Genomic DNA, 17,421 nt, shown 5'->3' with positions numbered 1-17,421 from the left:
TTGGTAAAAGCAAGTTAACGATAACGGGACTACTTTACAAATTGCTCCGATGCCAGGTAGTACCGCGCGACATAACGTTTTCGCATTTTTTTGAAGCGGTAGTTGCAGTCCACCGTCCAGCGGAAAAGCATTTCCAGCTGTTTGGTATCCGGATGATATTGATAGTCAAACACCGCACTGTGCTCCCAACAGTTACTCAGAAATTTCCCGCGCCCTAACAGCTTCTTGTCGGCCGCCGGAAATATTTCCCTCATAAAGCGCTCCGTTAGTTTCCCCGTGTCCAGCGGCTCGTAATTAACACCTTCCAGTTCCGGCGTGCTCACCTTAAAGAACTTAACCAGACCATCATTGGGAACTCTTTTACCGAAATAGGTGAACAGGGAATCTTTATACAACAACTCCGTATAGATGTTCCCGTATTTCAGGTCCTGCCTGGCTTTATTGCGGAGATAATACAACACAAACTCCCGGACGGACATCCCTTCGGCGTATTCCAGGTTCCTGCCTTGCTGAATGGCGGTCACATCGTTGAATATAGCATTTCGCGCCTGACGGTTCTTTTTACCGTTGAGTTGACCGAAAGTATAACTGGCACACCATAACAGGAACATAGATATTAACAGGCCAATTCTGTACATACGTATAGGTTTATCCCGATAAGATAGGATTATTTTACATCAATTGTTTTTAACGGCAGAATCCTTCTGTACCGATATCCGGTAATCATCTTCCGTAATACCGGGTACGCCCCTTGGTTTTTTAACCGGGTGCACCGTATCCTTTACCGGCGGAGCATACCGGTAATGCGGTACGAACAGGGAATCTGCCGTGGGAGGCAACAATACCGGCGCTGCCGGGGAATCCGTTACCGGCGGTGGTGGCACCAAGAGGTGCGCTGTGTCATTTTTCGGTAGGACCGGGACCTCCTTCTTTTCAAGCGGGGGTTTGATGGTACCGCTATCTACCGGCGCCTGGGTAGCAGGGATGTTTTTTACAGGCGGTGTTTTTTCCGGGACAGTGGTTGGGCGACTGGTATACCACCACATCGTAGTAGCCGCCACTGCCACACCGGCAATGCCATACCAGCCCTTACCGATGTGTTTTATCATACTTTTTTTCGCCGGGGTATGCTCTTTTTTTGCCTCCGGCGTATGTTCGTCAGGGTTATCCACTACGGCATCCAACTGCAGCTCAATACGGGCCCAGATGCTGTCCGCCATATCGGGAACAGGCACCTGGTCCAGCTTTGCTGCCATTAATTTTTCGTATGGAGTGGGAGTATTCACTAAACCCTGTTTATTGTTAATTTTTGTTGAAGAATTTTTCTGGCTTCACTTAAATGCCATTTACTGGTACCCTCACTGATATTCAGTTGCGCCGCTATTTCCTTGTGCGCGTACCCCTCCATGGCATATAGCACAAAGACCGCATGCGTAGCGGGCGGTAGTTTCCTCACCAGGTCCAGGATAGCGGCGGCATCTGTTTTTTCAATAATGCTGTTGTTGACAAACGGCTCCTCCACCACTTCCTGTTCCAGGCTGGTAAAACGGCTGCGCTGTTTGATATGGTCCAGTGATTCATGGATCACGATCTTTTTCAACCAGCCGTGGAAGTTACCTTTGGTACTATCGTAGGTATGCAGGCTACGGAACATCTTCACAAAAGCCTGGCAAAGGATATCGCCGGCCTCGTGTTCATCGGTGGCGTACCGCATGGCAATCGTCATAGCAAAGCCATAGAACTGCCGGTACAGCTGTTCCTGCGCTTTCCTGTTGCCCTGGCGGCACTCCGCGATGATATGATGTAAATCCTGTTCCAGTGGTGTAAAAAAAGCCGTTAATACTGGCAGACTACCATTTGGTGTCGTGCACTTTTCTTGCAAAAAGCGCTGTCGTTATCGCGCTCACATTCAGTTTCTCCGCAGGCGTCAGTTCATTATAAAACCAGATATTACGGTCAATCAGATCAACGATGGCAATAACGCCGTCCCGCGTGCGCAACTCGTAGCCCGACATCAGTTTAAACGGCAGCTGGCCGGTTTTCCCGTTGGACAGCTCCGTTTTTTTGATGCTGAGCGGTTTTATATGGATCGTGTCGATACCGTTGGTAGCCAGGCCCTCATCTTCCTGTTTCACAAACGTAAATGGATTCTTGTCGTGCTCCGCATGCCGGTCGTACATATTGGTCATCATCAGTTCCCAGTTTTTGGCTTCCTGTGCGGTATCTACGGCAATCAGCGCGGAAAAAACATAACGGTGTTCCTGTAATACTTCCATACCGCTCAAAATGCTCCGGTTATCCATGACTTCATATTCATGTTTGCGGGTCATTTGCCGCTCATGGGCAAATACCTCCACCGTATTCCGGCCATCGGTAATAGCATAGCGGAATTTAGCTTTTTCATTTTCTATGGTCTCCGCTTTGGAGATACCCACCTGGTTCCATAACAGGTTTTCCAGGAAAAAAGGCCGCCCCCAGCCGGGATAACTCACCTGCATCCCCCGCTTTATTTTAGAGGTGGTAAAATTCGCAAATGACATCCTGTTGCCCCTGGCCCCGTCTACATGCTGCATAGTGGCCTGCTCTTTGAATTTCTCCGGCACGGCCAGTTTCATGGAGGTGCCACAGCCCATCAAACAGATCCCGCCGAGTAATAAAACCGCGTTTTTCATTGTTATCAATGTAATATGTAAAAGTACCGCATATACGGTTCCCGGTGTCAATACCCCTGTTTTTTGACAAAGGTTGGGTAATCCCTGAAAAAAATATTTTTTTCTTTTTACCCAACGTTTCATCCCCCCTACCGGGTATTAAGGTAAAATCCATTTAATCGAAATATATGAAAACGATGACCATGAAATTTACCGCCGCCGCGATGATCGCTTCCTCGCTGCTGTTCGCCTGTAAAAAAGAAAAAAGCAGTCCCGCTACCTGCGAAATCAGTGTAGCCGGCCTGTCCGGTTCCTATAAACTGACCGCTTTACAATACCGGGAAAGCACCACTGCCGCCCCTGTCGACTACCTCGCCTACCTGGAAGACTGTGAAAAAGATGATATTATGGAACTGAAAAACGACGGCACCTACACCTATCATGATGCCGGAACGGTTTGTGAATCTTCCGCCACCGACCACGGTACCTGGCAGGTAAAAGGCAATACCCTTACCAGCGACGGGAAATTACAGGGTACCATTGCCAGCTATGATTGTAAAACACTGGTGTATTATGTGGAGAATGCGTTGCATACCGGTGACAGGCTGACGTATACGATGGTGAAACAATAATAACCTTAACGGCCCGGTAATTACCGGGCCTGTTCTATCAGCGCCGCTATACGCCCTGCTACCCGGTCCCGCACCCATCCTGCATCTGCGGCATCCAGCTCCGCGAGGATATCACCATTATCTTCCCTGAAATCGGTGTATACATCTTCCAGGAAAGCGGTTTTGATTTCTTCCATACGTTGGCCGTTGGCGGTATCCAGCCGGCCGACCTTTGATAGTACGCTATTCAGTCTATTGGCGGTAACATACCGCGCGAGTTCTGTTACCAGGAAAGAAAGCTGTTCGGAGCGGGAGCTGACGGCCGGAATAAACGACCACTTCTCCGCCTCATGAAATTTCTTTTCTTCATCAAACTCAGCATTTTTTAGTTTGATAACCGGTCGTGTTCCGGGATCAGGCAGACCCGAATGGCGCAGGGGTTTGACCACCACGCCTTCTATCAGGTTGGAACCGATGTCCGGCAGGTTGAGCTGCGCGGGGATGGCGGAATTGATCCGGGTATCAAAGTTCAGCGCCTCGTTCCATTTACCGGCGAATAATATTTTCGCGTAGAAGATATCAAAGCGTTCAAAATAGGCTACTGCCGTGTCGTAGTCGATATAACGTTTTTCGCCAACGGCGTTTTCCACCGCGAGGTCAAAAGCACAGAAACGTATATCCGGACTGTAATACACGCCCGTCTGAATTGCCTGTACATAATCTATCGGGGCCACATCCGGGTGCGGGTACCGGCCGCCGAACAACTCTCCATACAGGATATACCGTTGCGCCGGCATGTCCTGCATCAACTGTTCAAACAGGCGAACCACCTTGTCCTCCATATCGGCTACTACGGCCTGGAAGCCGAAAAAATCGTCGGTCCATTGCAGGTAGTCCTTCCTTTTGGCGTATAGCAGTTGATGATCTTCGTAAACGAAGCTGAAATTGGCGCCGTGTATTTTCTCCGTCACCACCCATTTTAATTTATTCAGGTCTTGCATCGCTTTCTCTGACAGGTGAAGGCCCTTCAGGTTTTTGGGCATTTTTTCGTACTCGGAGTGCTTAGGCATGCGCGTGTATATGGTTAACAATAATCGGCCGTAAAAATAAATCAAAAAACGGATTTAGTTCTCTCCTTCCTGCTTCAGGATGTCAACAACCTTCTGTAACATGCGGGTGAACTGTTCCAGTTCTTTTTTGGGAAGCTGGCGGCTGATGCGGGTGGTAACGCTATGACGCTGTGTCTCCGAGCCGTTCACCAGTTGTTTGCCTTTCTCCGTGACTTCCAGCAGGAAGGCGCGGCGGTCTTCCGCTGTCTGTTTTTGCGCCAGCAGTTTTTTCTCCAGCAGGAATTTGACGTGACGGGAGATAGCCGGGGCACTGATATGGAATTTGCGGGCCAGGTCTTTACCGGTGTTGGGACCGTTGCGGTACAGGTATTCCACGATATTATAATGCGTAGCGCCCACCCCGTTAAAATCGCCTTTATTGACCTGGGCAATCATAAAACACTGGAAATCGGTATAGGTGTCAAAAAAAGCTTTTTGTGCTGCTTCCATTGTTGAAAATTAATTAACTTTGTTAACTATTCACAAAGTTAACAAAGTTTAACCATGCATCCAATAAAGATCACCGGCGCACGGCAGCACAATTTGAAGAACCTGACAGTCACCATTCCCAAAAACACCATCACGGTCTTCACGGGCATATCGGGCTCGGGCAAATCATCGCTGGTCTTTAAAACGATCGGCGCCGAAGCACACCGGCAGATGAGCGAAATGCAGCATAGCTTCGTCCGCAGCCGGATGGAACACCTGGGCGTGCCGGACGTGGATAGCATCGAACACCTCAATGTACCGGTCATCATTAACCAGAAACGGCTGGGAGGCAATGTACGCTCCACCGTTGGCACCGCCACCGATATTTACACCTCGCTGCGGCTCCTGTTTTCCCGGATCGGGCAGCCATTCGTGGGTTATGCCAATATCTTTTCGTTTAACCATCCCCAGGGGATGTGCCCGGTTTGCAGCGGCATCGGACAAACACGGCAGGTAGATACTGACCGGCTGATCGATAAAAACAAATCCCTCAATGAAGGCGCGATCCGCTTCCCTACTTTCCAGCCCGGCGGATACCGCTGGCTGCGGTATGCCGAATCAGGATACTTCGACAACGATAAAAAACTGGCCGACTATACGCCCGAAGAATGGCAAATGCTATTATACGCTGAAGAACACGTTCCTCCGAATCCTTCTTCAAAATGGGGGAAGACGGTACGTTACACCGGTATCATTCCCCGGCTGGAGAGAGACATCCTGAAAAAAGATTCCAAAGAACAGCGGATGCGGGAAAAGGAAATCGGCCAGGTAGTAGGTGAACAAATCTGCCCTTCCTGTCACGGTAAGCGGCTAAACGAAAAAGTGCTGTCCTGCAAAATTAACGGCCTCGACATTGCCGGCTGTGCCGCTATGCCGGTAGACGAGCTGCTGGCGTTTATCCGCCCTATTCAGGCGCCCGGCTATGAAACCGTACTGGCTGAACTGGTAAAAAAACTGCAGCATATGATCACCATCGGGCTGAGTTACCTTACCCTCGACCGGGTGACGGCAACCCTCTCCGGCGGAGAATCACAACGGATCAAGATGGTACGTCATCTCGACAGCAGCCTGGAAAACCTGTTATATATTTTTGATGAACCCAGTATCGGGTTGCATCCCAAGGACCTGGACAACATCTCCCGTATCATCCAAAAAATACGGGATAAAGGCAATACCGTGCTACTGGTAGAGCATGATCCCGATCTGATCCGTATAGCCGATCACGTCATAGACATGGGTCCGGGCTCCGGCGCCCACGGCGGCGAGATCATTTACCAGGGCAGTTTTGACGGATTACGCAGCAGCAACGGAAAAACCGGTCAGTACTTCGCCCGGCAAAAAAGCTACAACCAGCATCCCCGGCCGTTTACGGAAACAATCCCCATTCATAATGCAGCGCTGCATAACCTGCAACATGTCACCATCCGTATTCCGCAGCGGATAATGACCGTTGTTACCGGCGTGGCAGGCTCCGGCAAAAGTACCCTGATCAGCGAAGTGTTGCCAGCGCAATACCCGGAGCTCACGCTGATTGATCAATCGCCTATTGCAGGGCATTCCAAATCCAACCTGCTGACCTACCTCAGCATCTCCGATACGGTCAGAAACCTGTTTGCCCATGCCAATGGCGTTAGTAACAGTCTTTTTAGCCGCAACAGCGAAGGCGGGTGTCCCAACTGCAAGGGAGTAGGTGTTGAAAAAATTGACCTGGCTTTTATGGACGATGTGGAAGTACCCTGCGAAGTATGCGGTGGCAGCGGCTTCCGGCCGGAGGTACTGCAATACCGCTACCAACAAAAAAATATTGCCGGGGTGATGCAGCTCACCGTGGAAGAAGCCACCCAATTCTTTGCAGCGCAAAAAGACCTGAACAAAAGTTTCGCACTGCTGCACGACCTGGGCATGGGCTACCTCACGCTCGGCCAACGGCTCGATAGCTTTTCCGGCGGAGAACTGCAACGGCTGAAACTATGTACACAAATGAAGCACTGGTATCCCGTGATTGTGCTCGACGAGCCCAGTACCGGTCTGCATCCGGCCGATACGGAGAAACTGCTGGCATGGCTTCACAAACTGGTACAAAAAGGACATACGCTGATTGTGATTGAACACAACCTCGATATCATTGCCTGTGCCGACTGGATTATTGACATGGGTCCCGGCGCCGGCAAAGACGGCGGCCGCCTGGTATTTGAGGGCACGGTACCGGACCTGCTTCAAAATAAAGCGTCCGCTACGGCCACGTATCTACGTAAATATCTTACGCCCTAATCGCGGGGCAGGTATTGCTGACATAGTTTTCCTGATGGTTAGGTGCAATGATAAAAACAAGATAGCGGGATATCCGGGTTTATCCGATAAACGTTAACTTTACTACCAGGAAAGACTATACGCCCATTGCCATGCAGTTTTCACCCTCCGCCCTCCTGGCGCCTTATATAAAAAATTATACGCTCGTCACCATTGACCAGGATATTGACAATGAAGTTTTCTACCCAAGCGGGTATATCGATCTTGTGATTCGTATATCCGGCACCGCTGCCACCGTCATTAACGGCAACAGGCAAGATACCCCGGCCATAGAATTGCTGGGACATCTCACTTTACCCAGCAGGGTAGCTGCCACCAAAGGCACAGTGGTATTGATAGCCCGGATTTATCCGTATGCCGGCGCTTTGTTTTTTCCCCATCCGGTGTCGGAATTTACCAACTACGCCACCAACCTGAATGACGTCAGCGCAGTGGCAGGAACGGAACTGTATAGCAGGTTGATGGAAGCAGGCACTATTGCACAGAAAATCAGTGTGCTGGAAGGATATTTGCTGCAACGGTTAACCCAACACGAAAAACAACTGAAAAAGGTAACCCTCGTTCAGCAGCTCTCTCATGAACTGCTGAACGGGTACCCTGATGTAGATCTTCCGGCATTGGCGGGCAGTAGCGGCCTATCGGCGCGGTATATTCAGAAACTTTACCTGACGAATATGGGCATCAGCCCCGTAGCCTTTGTGGCCGTAGTGCGGTTTAACAGGAGCCTGCGGCTGGTGCTGGATACCCCCGCTTCTCTCACGGCTATCGCTTATGAATGTGGTTATTATGACCAGGCGCACTTTATCCGGGAGTTCAGGAAATTTACGGGTATTACCCCTTCTGATGCCCGGCACTCGCTGACAAAAAACGGAGAAGCCTATCAACAAGCTGTCAATATTGGCTTTTAGTGTGCCGGATGATTGCTGCTAAACATATCCCGGTACATTTTCCAGCCTTTGTCTGTATGTTTCCAGATAACAATTACTTTCCCCTCATCCAGTTTATGGCCATCCATATCGGTCAGTTCATAAGAACTTTCTTCGGTTACAAACGTCTTACCATCACCATACAAATGCTGAATGGTGAATTTACTGTTCACTTTCGGGCCGCTGCTAAAAAACTTCAAAATATTGTCCCTGCCGCAAACCGGTGCAGTATTGGGCGGCAACAGGCAGGCATCTTCCGTGTACCGGGTCAGAATAGAACCGTCGTTTTTATTCGCCAGCTCCGAAAAAATGGCGTTACTGGCCTCGATCGTTTTTCTGACACCGGCTAATGGATCATTTACAGATTGGGTGTTGGCCTCAGCGGTAATGAACACCAACGCAGCCAGGATAAAGTGTTTTTTCATCTATCGTTTTTGCACAAAAAAAGCAGTTTTCACCAAACAGAAATTGTACAATAACGAACAAAACACTATTCGAACCGTAATAACTTCCTCAGCTGGTAAAAGAAACGTTCTATCAGCCGCAGGTCCTGCGTAACAATCTCCGCATTGCCCTTCAGCTCCTTATCGAAGGAAAGCGTTTTGTGGAAGGAGGTTTTCAGGCCTTCCGGAAGGACTACATTCACGTAATAGTTACCGTCTTTGTCGGGGGTATTGGCAATACTTTTCACCCTTCCCTGTACCGAGCCAAATTCCTGGTAGGGGTAGTTGTCCAGCTTCAACAACACCTTCTGCCCTTCCTTCACTTTGCCGGAGTTGGTAGCTGGTACCTGCAGCCGGCCGACCAGCGTATTTTTATCTTCCGGCATAACGGCAACGAGTATATCACCGGACTTTACAAACTGGTTTTTACCCAGGAACTGCTGAAAACTCACCACTCCATCTACAGAAGAGGTGAACAGGTAATTTTGTTCCCAGGATTTCACGGACCGGCGCAATTGCTCAAACAACTGGGCCGTTTGTGAGCTCAGGTTGATCTGGTCCTTTTGCGCGTTGATAGCCACGCCGCTTCTCGTTTTTTCGATGCCCAGCATACTTTCCTGCAACTGGGAAATCGTTACGTTGAGGTTTTCCAGGTTCTGTTCCGCCTGTAAAAATTTGATTTTCTCCTGGCCCATCTCGGCTGCAGACACCACTTTTTCCTTAAACAGCTCGTGGTACCGGTCGAACTCCCGTTTGGAGACCTCATACTTTTTTTGTTCCAGCTCTTTTTGCTGCTGCAGGGTACGGATACGGTTACGCGACTCCGAGAGACTTCTCTCTGCCGCGGCGAAGTCAGGGGAATAGGGCTGTAAGCGGGTATACAGCTGTTCATCGGTGAATGCTTTGGCGAAAGCGTTGTAGTCGGCCTGCACTTCCCCCAGCTTAAACCGGGCTACTTCCGCCAGCGGGAAATGGGGCAAGGCCTTGCTGTCCAGCGAATCCATGATATTGCGCAGGCGGATTACATCCCGGTAGTCTGCAGTGGACTGCAACACCAGCAACAGCTGGTTCTTCGTTACCTTTTGGTGGTCTTCCACAAAGATTTCTTCTACTTTGCTGTTGGTGCGCGCTTCCAGTTTTTCCGGCGGATTGCTGGAAGATATAATCACCTTGGAAGGTACGAACTCCGGGTATTTGATCACGTAGCTCATCACTAAAATGAGCAGGAGGATCAGTATGATAACGGTGTTGCCCCAACGTATCATCCAGTGCGGCGGCAGCGTAAGAATGTCCTGCACCCCTTCTGAATGCAGTTGCACCGTGTCCAGTATGTCTTTTTTAGTTTCCAAGTTCCAATTGATTTTTTACCAGCCTGTAATATTCTTTTTTGAGCGACACCAGTTCGTCGTGACTACCTTCCTCTACTACCCTTCCTTTATCCAGTACAATGATTTTATCTGCATTTTTTACGGTCGACAAGCGGTGTGCAATGATCACCGCCGTTTTCCCTTTGAGGAACTGCTCCAGGTTGCCCATAATGGCCTTTTCCGTATTGGCATCCAGTGCGCTGGTAGCCTCATCGAAGAAGATGTATTCCGGCGCTTTATAGACCGCCCGGGCAATAAAGAGGCGTTGTTTCTGGCCACCGCTGATGCCGATCCCTTCGTTGCCGATCTTCGAATTATAGTTCAGGGGCAGGCTTTCAATAAAATCCCTGATGCAGGCCACTTCTACTGCTTTGCGCAACTGTGGCCGGTCAATATCATCTATCCCGACAGCGATATTTTTAGCGATGGTATCGTTGAAAACATATCCTTCCTGCATCACTACGCCGCACTGATCGCGCCAGTAACGGGGCGAAACATGTTTCAGGGGCGCATGGCCGATCCTGATCTCCCCTTCTCCCGGATCATAAAACTTCATGAGCAACTTCAGCAGAGTGGTTTTACCGCTACCGCTGGCGCCAACGATGGCGGTGGTTTTCCGATGCGGGATGCGCAGACTCAGGTTTTCAAATACCGGGGCACCAGCGCCCACATAACGGAAAGAAACATTATCCAATACAATATCCTGTTCCGGTATATCCATTACCGTTTGAATATCGCTGCGTTCTTCGTCTTCTTTTTCGTGGATCTCACTTAATCTTTCGAGTGATATTTTAGCATCCTGTACCTGTTTTACAAAGTCCATCAGCTGCACCAGCGGGCCATTCAGCTGGCCGATGATATACTGTACCGCCAGCATCATACCCAGTGTCAGGTTACCATCGAGTACCAGTTTGGCTGCCAGGAAGCTGACAAAAATATCTTTCATCTGGTTGATAAAATTGGAACCAACGGTCTGCCATTGCTCCAGTGACAGGGAATTGATATGGATCTTAAACAGCTTCACCTGCATAAACTCCCAACCCCAGCGCATCTGCCTTTCGGCATTGTATATCTTGATTTCCTGCATCCCGTTCACCAGTTCCATCACCTTGCTCTGTTCTTCTGATACCTGGGAAAAACGTTTATAGTCCAGGTCTCTTCTTTTTTTGAGGAAAAAAGAGATCCATGCTATCGACAATACCCCACCCAGCAAATAGATCAGGAAGAGCCGGTAATCGTACAACAGCAGTACAATGCTGAAGATCACCAGGTTCACCAGCGAAAAAAGCGTATTCAGTGAAGAATTGGTCATCAGCTGTTCTATCCGCTGGTGGTCATTGATACGCTGCATGATATCTCCCGTCATGCGGGTATCAAAATAACTGATGGGCAATTTCATCAGCTTAATAAAAAAGTTGGATACAATGGAGATATTAATCCTGCTGGACAGATGCAATAAGATCCAGCTGCGTATTACTTCTATACCTGTTCTCCCTACAAATAACATCACCTGTGCCAGTAGTACCAGGTAGATAAAATTCAGGTCATGATTCTGTATGCCGATGTCTACAATGCTCTGTGTGAGAAAAGGGAAGATCAGCGACAGTACGCTGCCAGCCAGCAGCCCGAGGGTGAGCTGGGTAATCAGTTTTTTGTACCGGAAAAAATAGCTAAAGAGGAAAGAAATATCTTTCCTCTTAGCAGGTGTATCGGTTTCTGATTCATAAAATTCAGGGGTAGTTTCCAGCAGCAGGGCAATTCCTTCTTCCTCATTTTCCTTTTTTCCCTTGCCCATCCAACCATCAATAAATTCCTGCCGGGTGTAGGTGATCAGCCCATAGGCCGGATCGGACACGTGAACGAGGGTACGTCCACCAGATTTTTTAATATTATAAACGACAACAAAATGTTGTTGTCCCCAGTGACAAATACAAGGCAGCGGCGCTTCTTCCACCAGCGTCGGAAAATCTATTTTTACTGCCAGTGACTTAAATCCCAATCCTTCTGCCGCCGCAGACAATCCTGCCAAAGAGCTGCCCTCCCGCGTTGTTTCCGCGAGAGTACGGATGGCCTGGATATCTGTCAGCCTGCCATAATGCTTGCTGATGATTTTAATACAGGTAGGACCACAATCCTTCCCGTCCGGCTGCTTATAAAAAGGAAATTTTTTCAGCTTCATATCATTTGATTATCTCTGCCATTCCATACCACTCGATAGCGGCTTGTTTCATCGGATGTTGCGCCCATTCCTCCCATTTGTTGGTGTATGGGTTGTACCCGCATTTCAGGGGTTTTGAATAAATATCCTGCGGATCTTCTATATAAGCCCGGCAGTCGGTGCATACATGCCTGAACTCACAATCTTTACAAACAGTGATATCATCTTTACGGATATGACTGTAACGGTTAAACGTTTTATTGTCCAGTACTTCCTGCAGGGAGGTATCTGCAATATGACCGTAGTTTTCCCGCATGGAAGGACAGTTTTTGATGTACCCCTCCTGATCTATGCTCAGCTTACGATTCAGACAGCTGTTAAAGCGCAGGCTTTCTGTAAACAGTTCCGTGTTTACCGTAAAGTGGTTGGGGCGGATTTCGCCGCAGGCCATGCAGGAGTTGATTTCTCCGGTGAAATAGTATACCGGTACGGAATCCGAGAATATTTTCTCCAGCTTTTCCTCCGGTGAACTGTGTAGTAACAGGGATTTTACCCGTTGGTTTTTTTTCACCAGTTCGTCCAGTGTGGCTATATTCAGGCTCCTCTCGTAGGGCAGTACCAGTTTGATATGCCGCAATGTGGAATCGCTGAACAACGCCAGTAATTCCCTCAGTTCAGGCAGCGCCACCGGCTGATAAAACCTGATCTCCAGCCCTTCCAGGTGCTGGTCCAGCAGCTCCCGGAAAAATGGTCCGCTATAGTCGATGGTTTCCTGGTATTCAATAACCACATTGGTAATATCCGCAAAGCGGTCCCAGGTGAGCTCCATGGCGGTAAGCTCCGGCAGGATGCGGTCATCGATGAATCCCAGTTCACGGCTGACGAAGAAATCCACATAACCGGTGATAGCTTCCCGGTTATCTTCCCCATAATGCGCGATACATTCGTCGATGGAATATTGTTGCAGGAACAACAATACTTCAGCAGTATCATTCGGCAGGTGATAAAACCGGCGCATTTGCAGATCGCAGAGCAGCGACATATTAGCGCCCTTTACCAGTTGACAGTTTGCGTATATATTTAGATATTCCATAACAGAAAATCAGAATTTGGAGATCGGTTTATAGAAATTATACAGTTCGAATCCTTCCGCGTTAACCCTCGAGGCTTTCTCAAACTTCGTGATGGGCAGGGAGGCAACGGATTCACTCTGCTTCAGAAAATACAGTGGCAGGGGAAGCATTTTCTTTGTTTTCAGGTTGCTGATGTATTTCTTTTTCATGGAGAACAGATTGATGAAGTAACCGTGCGAATTTTTTTTCCAGGTAATAGTTGCAGGGATGGGACACCATGCCGAACTGGCCTTCCGGGTTGATTTCGAGGAAATGATAGTTCCCTTGCATGTCCACCATCAGGTCGATGGATCCCGTGCGGAAGCGCAGTATTTTCATGAGCTGGTCCAGTTTATGTTCCAGGTCAGCGGGTAATTTATAGGGGACGGTCCTATTGGGCCGATGGTTATCATAATTCCGGAAATCATCTGTTGTTTTCCGGTTGTTTTGGGAGAAGATGGCCATGGAATAACATACCCCATCCAGGTAAAAGGTTCTGATCTCAAATTTTTTGACAATCCTTTCCTGTACCAGGGAGGGGAAAAATGTTTCCGGCACTGCGCCCAGGCTCTTTTGTTCGATGGTGCTGGTCAGCATTTTGTAAGCCCGGCGTTCGTTATCCTCCAGTAAAATGCATTCGCTGAGGGGCTTTACAATCAATGCGGGGTATTGTTCCAGCAAAGCCATAATTTTTGTTTTGGTAGTCACCACTTCCGTAAAAGGCGTGGGGATATTTAACCGGCGGGCCAATTGTAACACCTGAAGTTTATTCAGATTTTTCTCTGACAGGGGATCGTTCAGCCATTTTTGGGCGTCAATGGAATGAAACAGAAAAGAATGAAGGCCGTTGAATTCGTCTACCAGAAAACGTTTCAGGGTATACTGGCTGTTAAAGTCCGGTTGCTTCAGGCTAAACTCGGCGGGAAAGTGAGCGATTTTCCTGCGGTACCAAACCACGGCAGTTGCTGTATTATCCGGCAGATCACTAAGCTGTTGAAACCGGAAGAAGTCTTCACCATTCAACCGCCGGTAAGGTATTTTCAAATAGTCCATCCATTGGCAAACCTGGTCTGTAGTACTTTCCAGGTAGGACTGACTTAATATGAGTATCTTTTTAGACATGACCGGATATTGATTTTTTGTGGGGAAAGAACTGCCGGCTGTTGCCGGCAGTTCTTTGATTTCCTTCATCATGATGCGGAAGGAGAAATGATTAGTTGTCTTGTTTGTGATCGCAGAAGTATTGATCACCTCTCTGCGTAGCAGAGTGAGTAGTAACACCGCCGTCCATTTCCATGCTAGCCAGTGCCATCAGGCCACCTTTAATTACTTCAGGGGTTTCAACTTTTTTTGCACTCAGTTTTGATAATTTCTTTTTCATATTGTTTTTAATTTATCAGGTTAACTACTTTTTTTGGGGATGTACTTAGTCCGCTTTGGTATCAGTAACATAATGTCTGCCATTCCAGGAAGCGCTGTTGCTGGAGGTTTTGTCGCCGTCTTCCATGCATTGGAGCTGCATTAAGCCGCCTTTCAGTGCTTCAGGAGATGTTACCGCTTTGGGAACCAGTTTTTCTAACTTTTTCATGTGTTGTAATATTGAATGAATAAATGAAGGTTGATTAGTTGTCTTGTTTGTGATCGCAGAAGTATTGATCACCTCTTTGGGTAGCAGAGTGGGTAGTGACACCACCATCCATTTCCATGCTAGCCAGCGCCATCAGGCCGCCTTTAACTGCTTCGGAGTTCTCTACTTTTTTTGCATTCAGTTTTGACAGTTTCTTGTCCATGGTTTTTAATTTAAAGGTTAAACGTTTTTTTTCCGGGTGATCAATTAACAATCTGTTTTGTAATCGCAGGAGAACCGATCTCCCCGCAGCGTGCAAAAGGCAGTGGTGAAGTAACAATCGCCGCCTGAAATGTCGGATGACATTTGTAACAGGCCACCTTTAATGGCTGCAGGCGCTTCCACCTTCTTTGCATTCAGTTTTGACAATTTCTTTTTCATCGTTTTTCCAATTTAACAGGTTAACATTTTTCCGGGGTACGATTAATTTCCGGGGTCCTGGTTTACGTCAGTAACATAGTGTCTGCCATTCCAGCTCGCGGTGTTGTAGGTAGTTTTGTCGCCACCGTCGGTGAAAGCTTCCATCTGCATTAATCTGCCACCTTTCAGGGTTTCAGGGGATGTCACCTCTTTGGCAACCAGTTTTTGTAACTTTTTCATGTGATGTAGTTTTTAATGATGATGTAAAAGTAGGCGTAGGAATCACATGATTGAGGAGAGATGGATATTTGATTGGGGACAGTCGATATTTGCGGTACTTGGGGAAATATTTGCGGCGCCGCGGGATTACCGGGGCGCCGTTTTAGGATGGAGCGAAGGGTTTCTTCTATTTAAAGAAACGGTACAACATCTAGTATACAGGGCTGAAGCCCTGTATATTTAGATTTCAATCTGCCTTGTTAATCATAATAAGATCATATTCTCTGAGCATTTGCCTGTAGGGTGCATGGTACACCAGTGTTTCTTCGTACCGTTTCTGTTGTTTATTATCCCATATCACCACCTGAATTTTTTCACCATCCTTCAGCCCGGGTATCGTTACGTTCAGCTCCGTTGCCTCTATAGCCAGCAGTGCTGTTACCTTTTTACCAACGATTCCCCAAACATTGGAAGAGGGATGTATCCCTGCACCGGACAGCAAATGAGAGATCGGGTAGGCGGCTTCCCAATTAAGGGCGGTAGCGGTGACCAGGTATTTGTTATCTTTTCCGATAATATAGGGTCCTTTTCCATAGGTGCTGTTGGGTGAACTCAGCACTTTACCATTAATCGCTGTTGCCGGTATAATTGTTCCCGCACGCAGGTCAGTACCCCGCTGAGCATCGGTACCGGTAAAACGTAAATAGGTATTGTCGTAGTAACCGGTGTAGGGAATCTCTGTATCCTGGCTTTCAGGGAGACTGACCATTGCCGGGGCATCTGTTCCCGGGCAATACCGGAATAACGCGGACGCATCTACGCCACATTGTTTCAGCGCAGTTTTCCATCCTTGCTGAATTCCTTGTCCACCGGGGATGGTCGCCGCTGCCTGCAGAAAGACCGGCTTATTTGACTGGAACAGATTCACTACCGTCGCGGGTAAAGTATCCTTATTGCCGCCTGAGGCATAGATCCAGTAGGCATCTGCAGGTAATACTTTATCACTGACAACAACATTATATCCTCCGTTGAAAGCACCCGACGTAATAGCATCTCCGGAATTAAACAAACGATTCCATGCCGCCTGGCTTCCTTTTTTGTCCAGTAGTACTACCACATTCAGCAATGGCCGGTCTTTTTCCTGCCTGTCAGTATAGTATTTTATCCATTCCTTATTTTGAACAGGATCAAAAGTGCCTTCTCCACCAAAAACAATGAAATGGTCCAGCCGAAATTGCAATGCCCTGATCATGCATAGATAGGCGATTACGGCAGGACTGTACTCTCCGGCAATGCCCCAGTTACGGTTTACCGGTGAGATCATGGCAGTAGGCTTCCCCCAGTATTTGGCCCAGCCATAACCCAGACTGCCGTGTTGGGTGAGGGTCGCTATATTAAACAGCTTATCTCTTTTCAGATAATAATTGTAGATATTGATAATACTTGTTTGTGGCCATAAAGAAGCGAAGTACCCTTCCCGCAGCAACATCGGATCTGTTCCTGAAATATAGTCCACCTTCCGCTCCCGCAGACTAGAAGCCAGGGAGCTGAATACAGCCGGACTGGCTTCAAAACACTCTTCAAAAACGGCATCGGTCCCGGCAGCAGCCAGATCTTCTGCGGCCAACCTAATATTGGCCGGTGTCCAGTGATGTTGTTGCCAATGATACGGATTCACGCCTTCCATATTTACCATTACCTTTATCCCTTTGTCATGCGCCGCCTTCACCAATGAAGACAGTCCATCTTTTCCCTGCAAGGCCCAGGGTTGTTTTTTCAGAAACGGCGACGGATAATAATAATGCATCTTGTCACCCTCATAACTGGCGCCCCAATACAAGATGCCGCCCCATCCCTGATCTTGTATAACTGACATTTGCTGCCGGATGGCGGCATCATTTGAAGGAAGATGATCAAATGCCCCTTCTGTCCAATAACGAGGCTCATAGGTCCCCTGCTGGGCAGCGGCCGTGGTGGTCATCAGTATCCCCATTAGTCCGGCTATGAGCCGTTTCCTGTACCTATTTTTTCCCATATAA

At 48.2% G+C, this 17,421-nt stretch carries 20 protein-coding genes; 3 read left to right on the top strand and 17 right to left on the bottom strand.

Features of this window, described 5'->3' with window-relative positions; translation table 11 throughout:
• Nucleotides 1–29 precede the first annotated feature (29 nt).
• From ICL07_RS20685 to ICL07_RS20670, 4 genes are read right to left on the bottom strand one after another with little or no spacing between them, the layout of a single operon-like run.
• Nucleotides 30–638, bottom strand: a complete 609-nt coding sequence (locus ICL07_RS20685; RefSeq protein ID WP_188089947.1) for a hypothetical protein — start codon at nt 636–638, stop codon at nt 30–32.
• 39 nt (nt 639–677) lie between these two features.
• Nucleotides 678–1,286: a hypothetical protein gene (locus tag ICL07_RS20680; protein ID WP_188089946.1), complete on the bottom strand. Its 609-nt coding sequence runs from the start codon at nt 1,284–1,286 to the stop codon at nt 678–680.
• The gene (locus ICL07_RS20675) at nt 1,286–1,882 is read right to left on the bottom strand and encodes an RNA polymerase sigma factor (protein WP_246485126.1); all 597 of its coding nucleotides are present in this window, start codon (nt 1,880–1,882) and stop codon (nt 1,286–1,288) included. The genes ICL07_RS20680 and ICL07_RS20675 overlap by 1 nt, the downstream gene beginning before the upstream one ends.
• Nucleotides 1,851–2,672 carry a hypothetical protein gene (locus ICL07_RS20670; protein ID WP_188089945.1) on the bottom strand — a complete coding sequence of 274 codons (822 nt, stop codon included), beginning with the start codon at nt 2,670–2,672 and terminating at the stop codon, nt 1,851–1,853. The genes ICL07_RS20675 and ICL07_RS20670 overlap by 32 nt, the downstream gene beginning before the upstream one ends.
• Nucleotides 2,673–2,839: 167 nt before the next feature.
• Here ICL07_RS20670 and ICL07_RS20665 point away from each other — a divergent pair, with 167 nt between their 5' ends.
• Nucleotides 2,840–3,283 (top strand): lipocalin-like domain-containing protein, encoded by a 444-nt coding sequence (locus tag ICL07_RS20665; protein ID WP_188089944.1) that lies wholly within the window; start codon nt 2,840–2,842, stop codon nt 3,281–3,283.
• Between the two features lie 20 nt (nt 3,284–3,303).
• On the opposite strand, the gene ICL07_RS20660 is transcribed toward ICL07_RS20665, so the two are convergent.
• Nucleotides 3,304–4,332 (bottom strand): RNA ligase family protein, encoded by a 1,029-nt coding sequence (locus ICL07_RS20660; protein WP_188089943.1) that lies wholly within the window; start codon nt 4,330–4,332, stop codon nt 3,304–3,306.
• A gap of 54 nt (nt 4,333–4,386) precedes the next feature.
• Complete coding sequence (locus ICL07_RS20655; RefSeq protein WP_188089942.1) at nt 4,387–4,821, bottom strand: MarR family winged helix-turn-helix transcriptional regulator; 435 nt, start codon at nt 4,819–4,821, stop codon at nt 4,387–4,389.
• Nucleotides 4,822–4,875: 54 nt separating this feature from the next.
• Between ICL07_RS20655 and ICL07_RS20650 the strand changes: the two genes are divergently transcribed.
• On the top strand, nt 4,876–7,131 hold the full coding sequence (locus ICL07_RS20650; RefSeq protein WP_188089941.1) for an ATP-binding cassette domain-containing protein: 2,256 nt from the start codon (nt 4,876–4,878) through the stop codon (nt 7,129–7,131).
• A gap of 131 nt (nt 7,132–7,262) precedes the next feature.
• The gene (locus ICL07_RS20645; RefSeq protein ID WP_188089940.1) at nt 7,263–8,078 is read left to right on the top strand and encodes a helix-turn-helix transcriptional regulator; all 816 of its coding nucleotides are present in this window, start codon (nt 7,263–7,265) and stop codon (nt 8,076–8,078) included.
• Here the strand turns inward: ICL07_RS20645 and ICL07_RS20640 are convergent.
• From ICL07_RS20640 to ICL07_RS20590, 11 genes are all read right to left on the bottom strand, one after another.
• On the bottom strand, nt 8,075–8,521 hold the full coding sequence (locus tag ICL07_RS20640) for a YybH family protein (protein WP_188089939.1): 447 nt from the start codon (nt 8,519–8,521) through the stop codon (nt 8,075–8,077). The genes ICL07_RS20645 and ICL07_RS20640 overlap by 4 nt on opposite strands.
• A gap of 65 nt (nt 8,522–8,586) precedes the next feature.
• On the bottom strand, nt 8,587–9,888 hold the full coding sequence (locus tag ICL07_RS20635) for an HlyD family secretion protein (protein ID WP_188089938.1): 1,302 nt from the start codon (nt 9,886–9,888) through the stop codon (nt 8,587–8,589).
• Nucleotides 9,878–12,085, bottom strand: a complete 2,208-nt coding sequence (locus ICL07_RS20630) for a peptidase domain-containing ABC transporter (RefSeq protein ID WP_223152046.1) — start codon at nt 12,083–12,085, stop codon at nt 9,878–9,880. The genes ICL07_RS20635 and ICL07_RS20630 overlap by 11 nt, the downstream gene beginning before the upstream one ends.
• 1 nt (nt 12,086) lies before the next feature.
• Nucleotides 12,087–13,157, bottom strand: a complete 1,071-nt coding sequence (gene gwsS, locus ICL07_RS20625) for a grasp-with-spasm system SPASM domain peptide maturase (protein ID WP_188089937.1) — start codon at nt 13,155–13,157, stop codon at nt 12,087–12,089.
• 112 nt (nt 13,158–13,269) lie between these two features.
• Nucleotides 13,270–14,370, bottom strand: coding sequence for a grasp-with-spasm system ATP-grasp peptide maturase (gene gwsG, locus ICL07_RS20620; protein ID WP_188089936.1), 1,101 nt, complete (start codon nt 14,368–14,370; stop codon nt 13,270–13,272).
• Nucleotides 14,371–14,389: 19 nt separating this feature from the next.
• Nucleotides 14,390–14,557, bottom strand: a complete 168-nt coding sequence (locus ICL07_RS20615; RefSeq protein ID WP_159455961.1) for a hypothetical protein — start codon at nt 14,555–14,557, stop codon at nt 14,390–14,392.
• A gap of 45 nt (nt 14,558–14,602) precedes the next feature.
• On the bottom strand, nt 14,603–14,764 hold the full coding sequence (locus ICL07_RS20610) for a hypothetical protein (RefSeq protein ID WP_188089935.1): 162 nt from the start codon (nt 14,762–14,764) through the stop codon (nt 14,603–14,605).
• A 34-nt stretch (nt 14,765–14,798) separates the two neighbouring features.
• Complete coding sequence (locus ICL07_RS20605) at nt 14,799–14,966, bottom strand: hypothetical protein (RefSeq protein ID WP_159455959.1); 168 nt, start codon at nt 14,964–14,966, stop codon at nt 14,799–14,801.
• A gap of 44 nt (nt 14,967–15,010) precedes the next feature.
• The gene (locus ICL07_RS20600; protein ID WP_188089934.1) at nt 15,011–15,184 is read right to left on the bottom strand and encodes a hypothetical protein; all 174 of its coding nucleotides are present in this window, start codon (nt 15,182–15,184) and stop codon (nt 15,011–15,013) included.
• Between the two features lie 42 nt (nt 15,185–15,226).
• Nucleotides 15,227–15,403 carry a hypothetical protein gene (locus ICL07_RS20595; protein ID WP_188089933.1) on the bottom strand — a complete coding sequence of 59 codons (177 nt, stop codon included), beginning with the start codon at nt 15,401–15,403 and terminating at the stop codon, nt 15,227–15,229.
• A 226-nt stretch (nt 15,404–15,629) separates the two neighbouring features.
• Nucleotides 15,630–17,417, bottom strand: a complete 1,788-nt coding sequence (locus ICL07_RS20590) for an alpha-amylase family protein (RefSeq protein ID WP_188089932.1) — start codon at nt 17,415–17,417, stop codon at nt 15,630–15,632.
• Between the last annotated feature and the right edge of the window lie 4 nt (nt 17,418–17,421).

This window comes from Chitinophaga qingshengii (assembly GCF_014529935.1).
Taxonomy (GTDB): Bacteria; Bacteroidota; Bacteroidia; order Chitinophagales; family Chitinophagaceae; genus Chitinophaga; species Chitinophaga qingshengii.
This window is presented reverse-complemented; position numbering and strand designations above follow the sequence as displayed.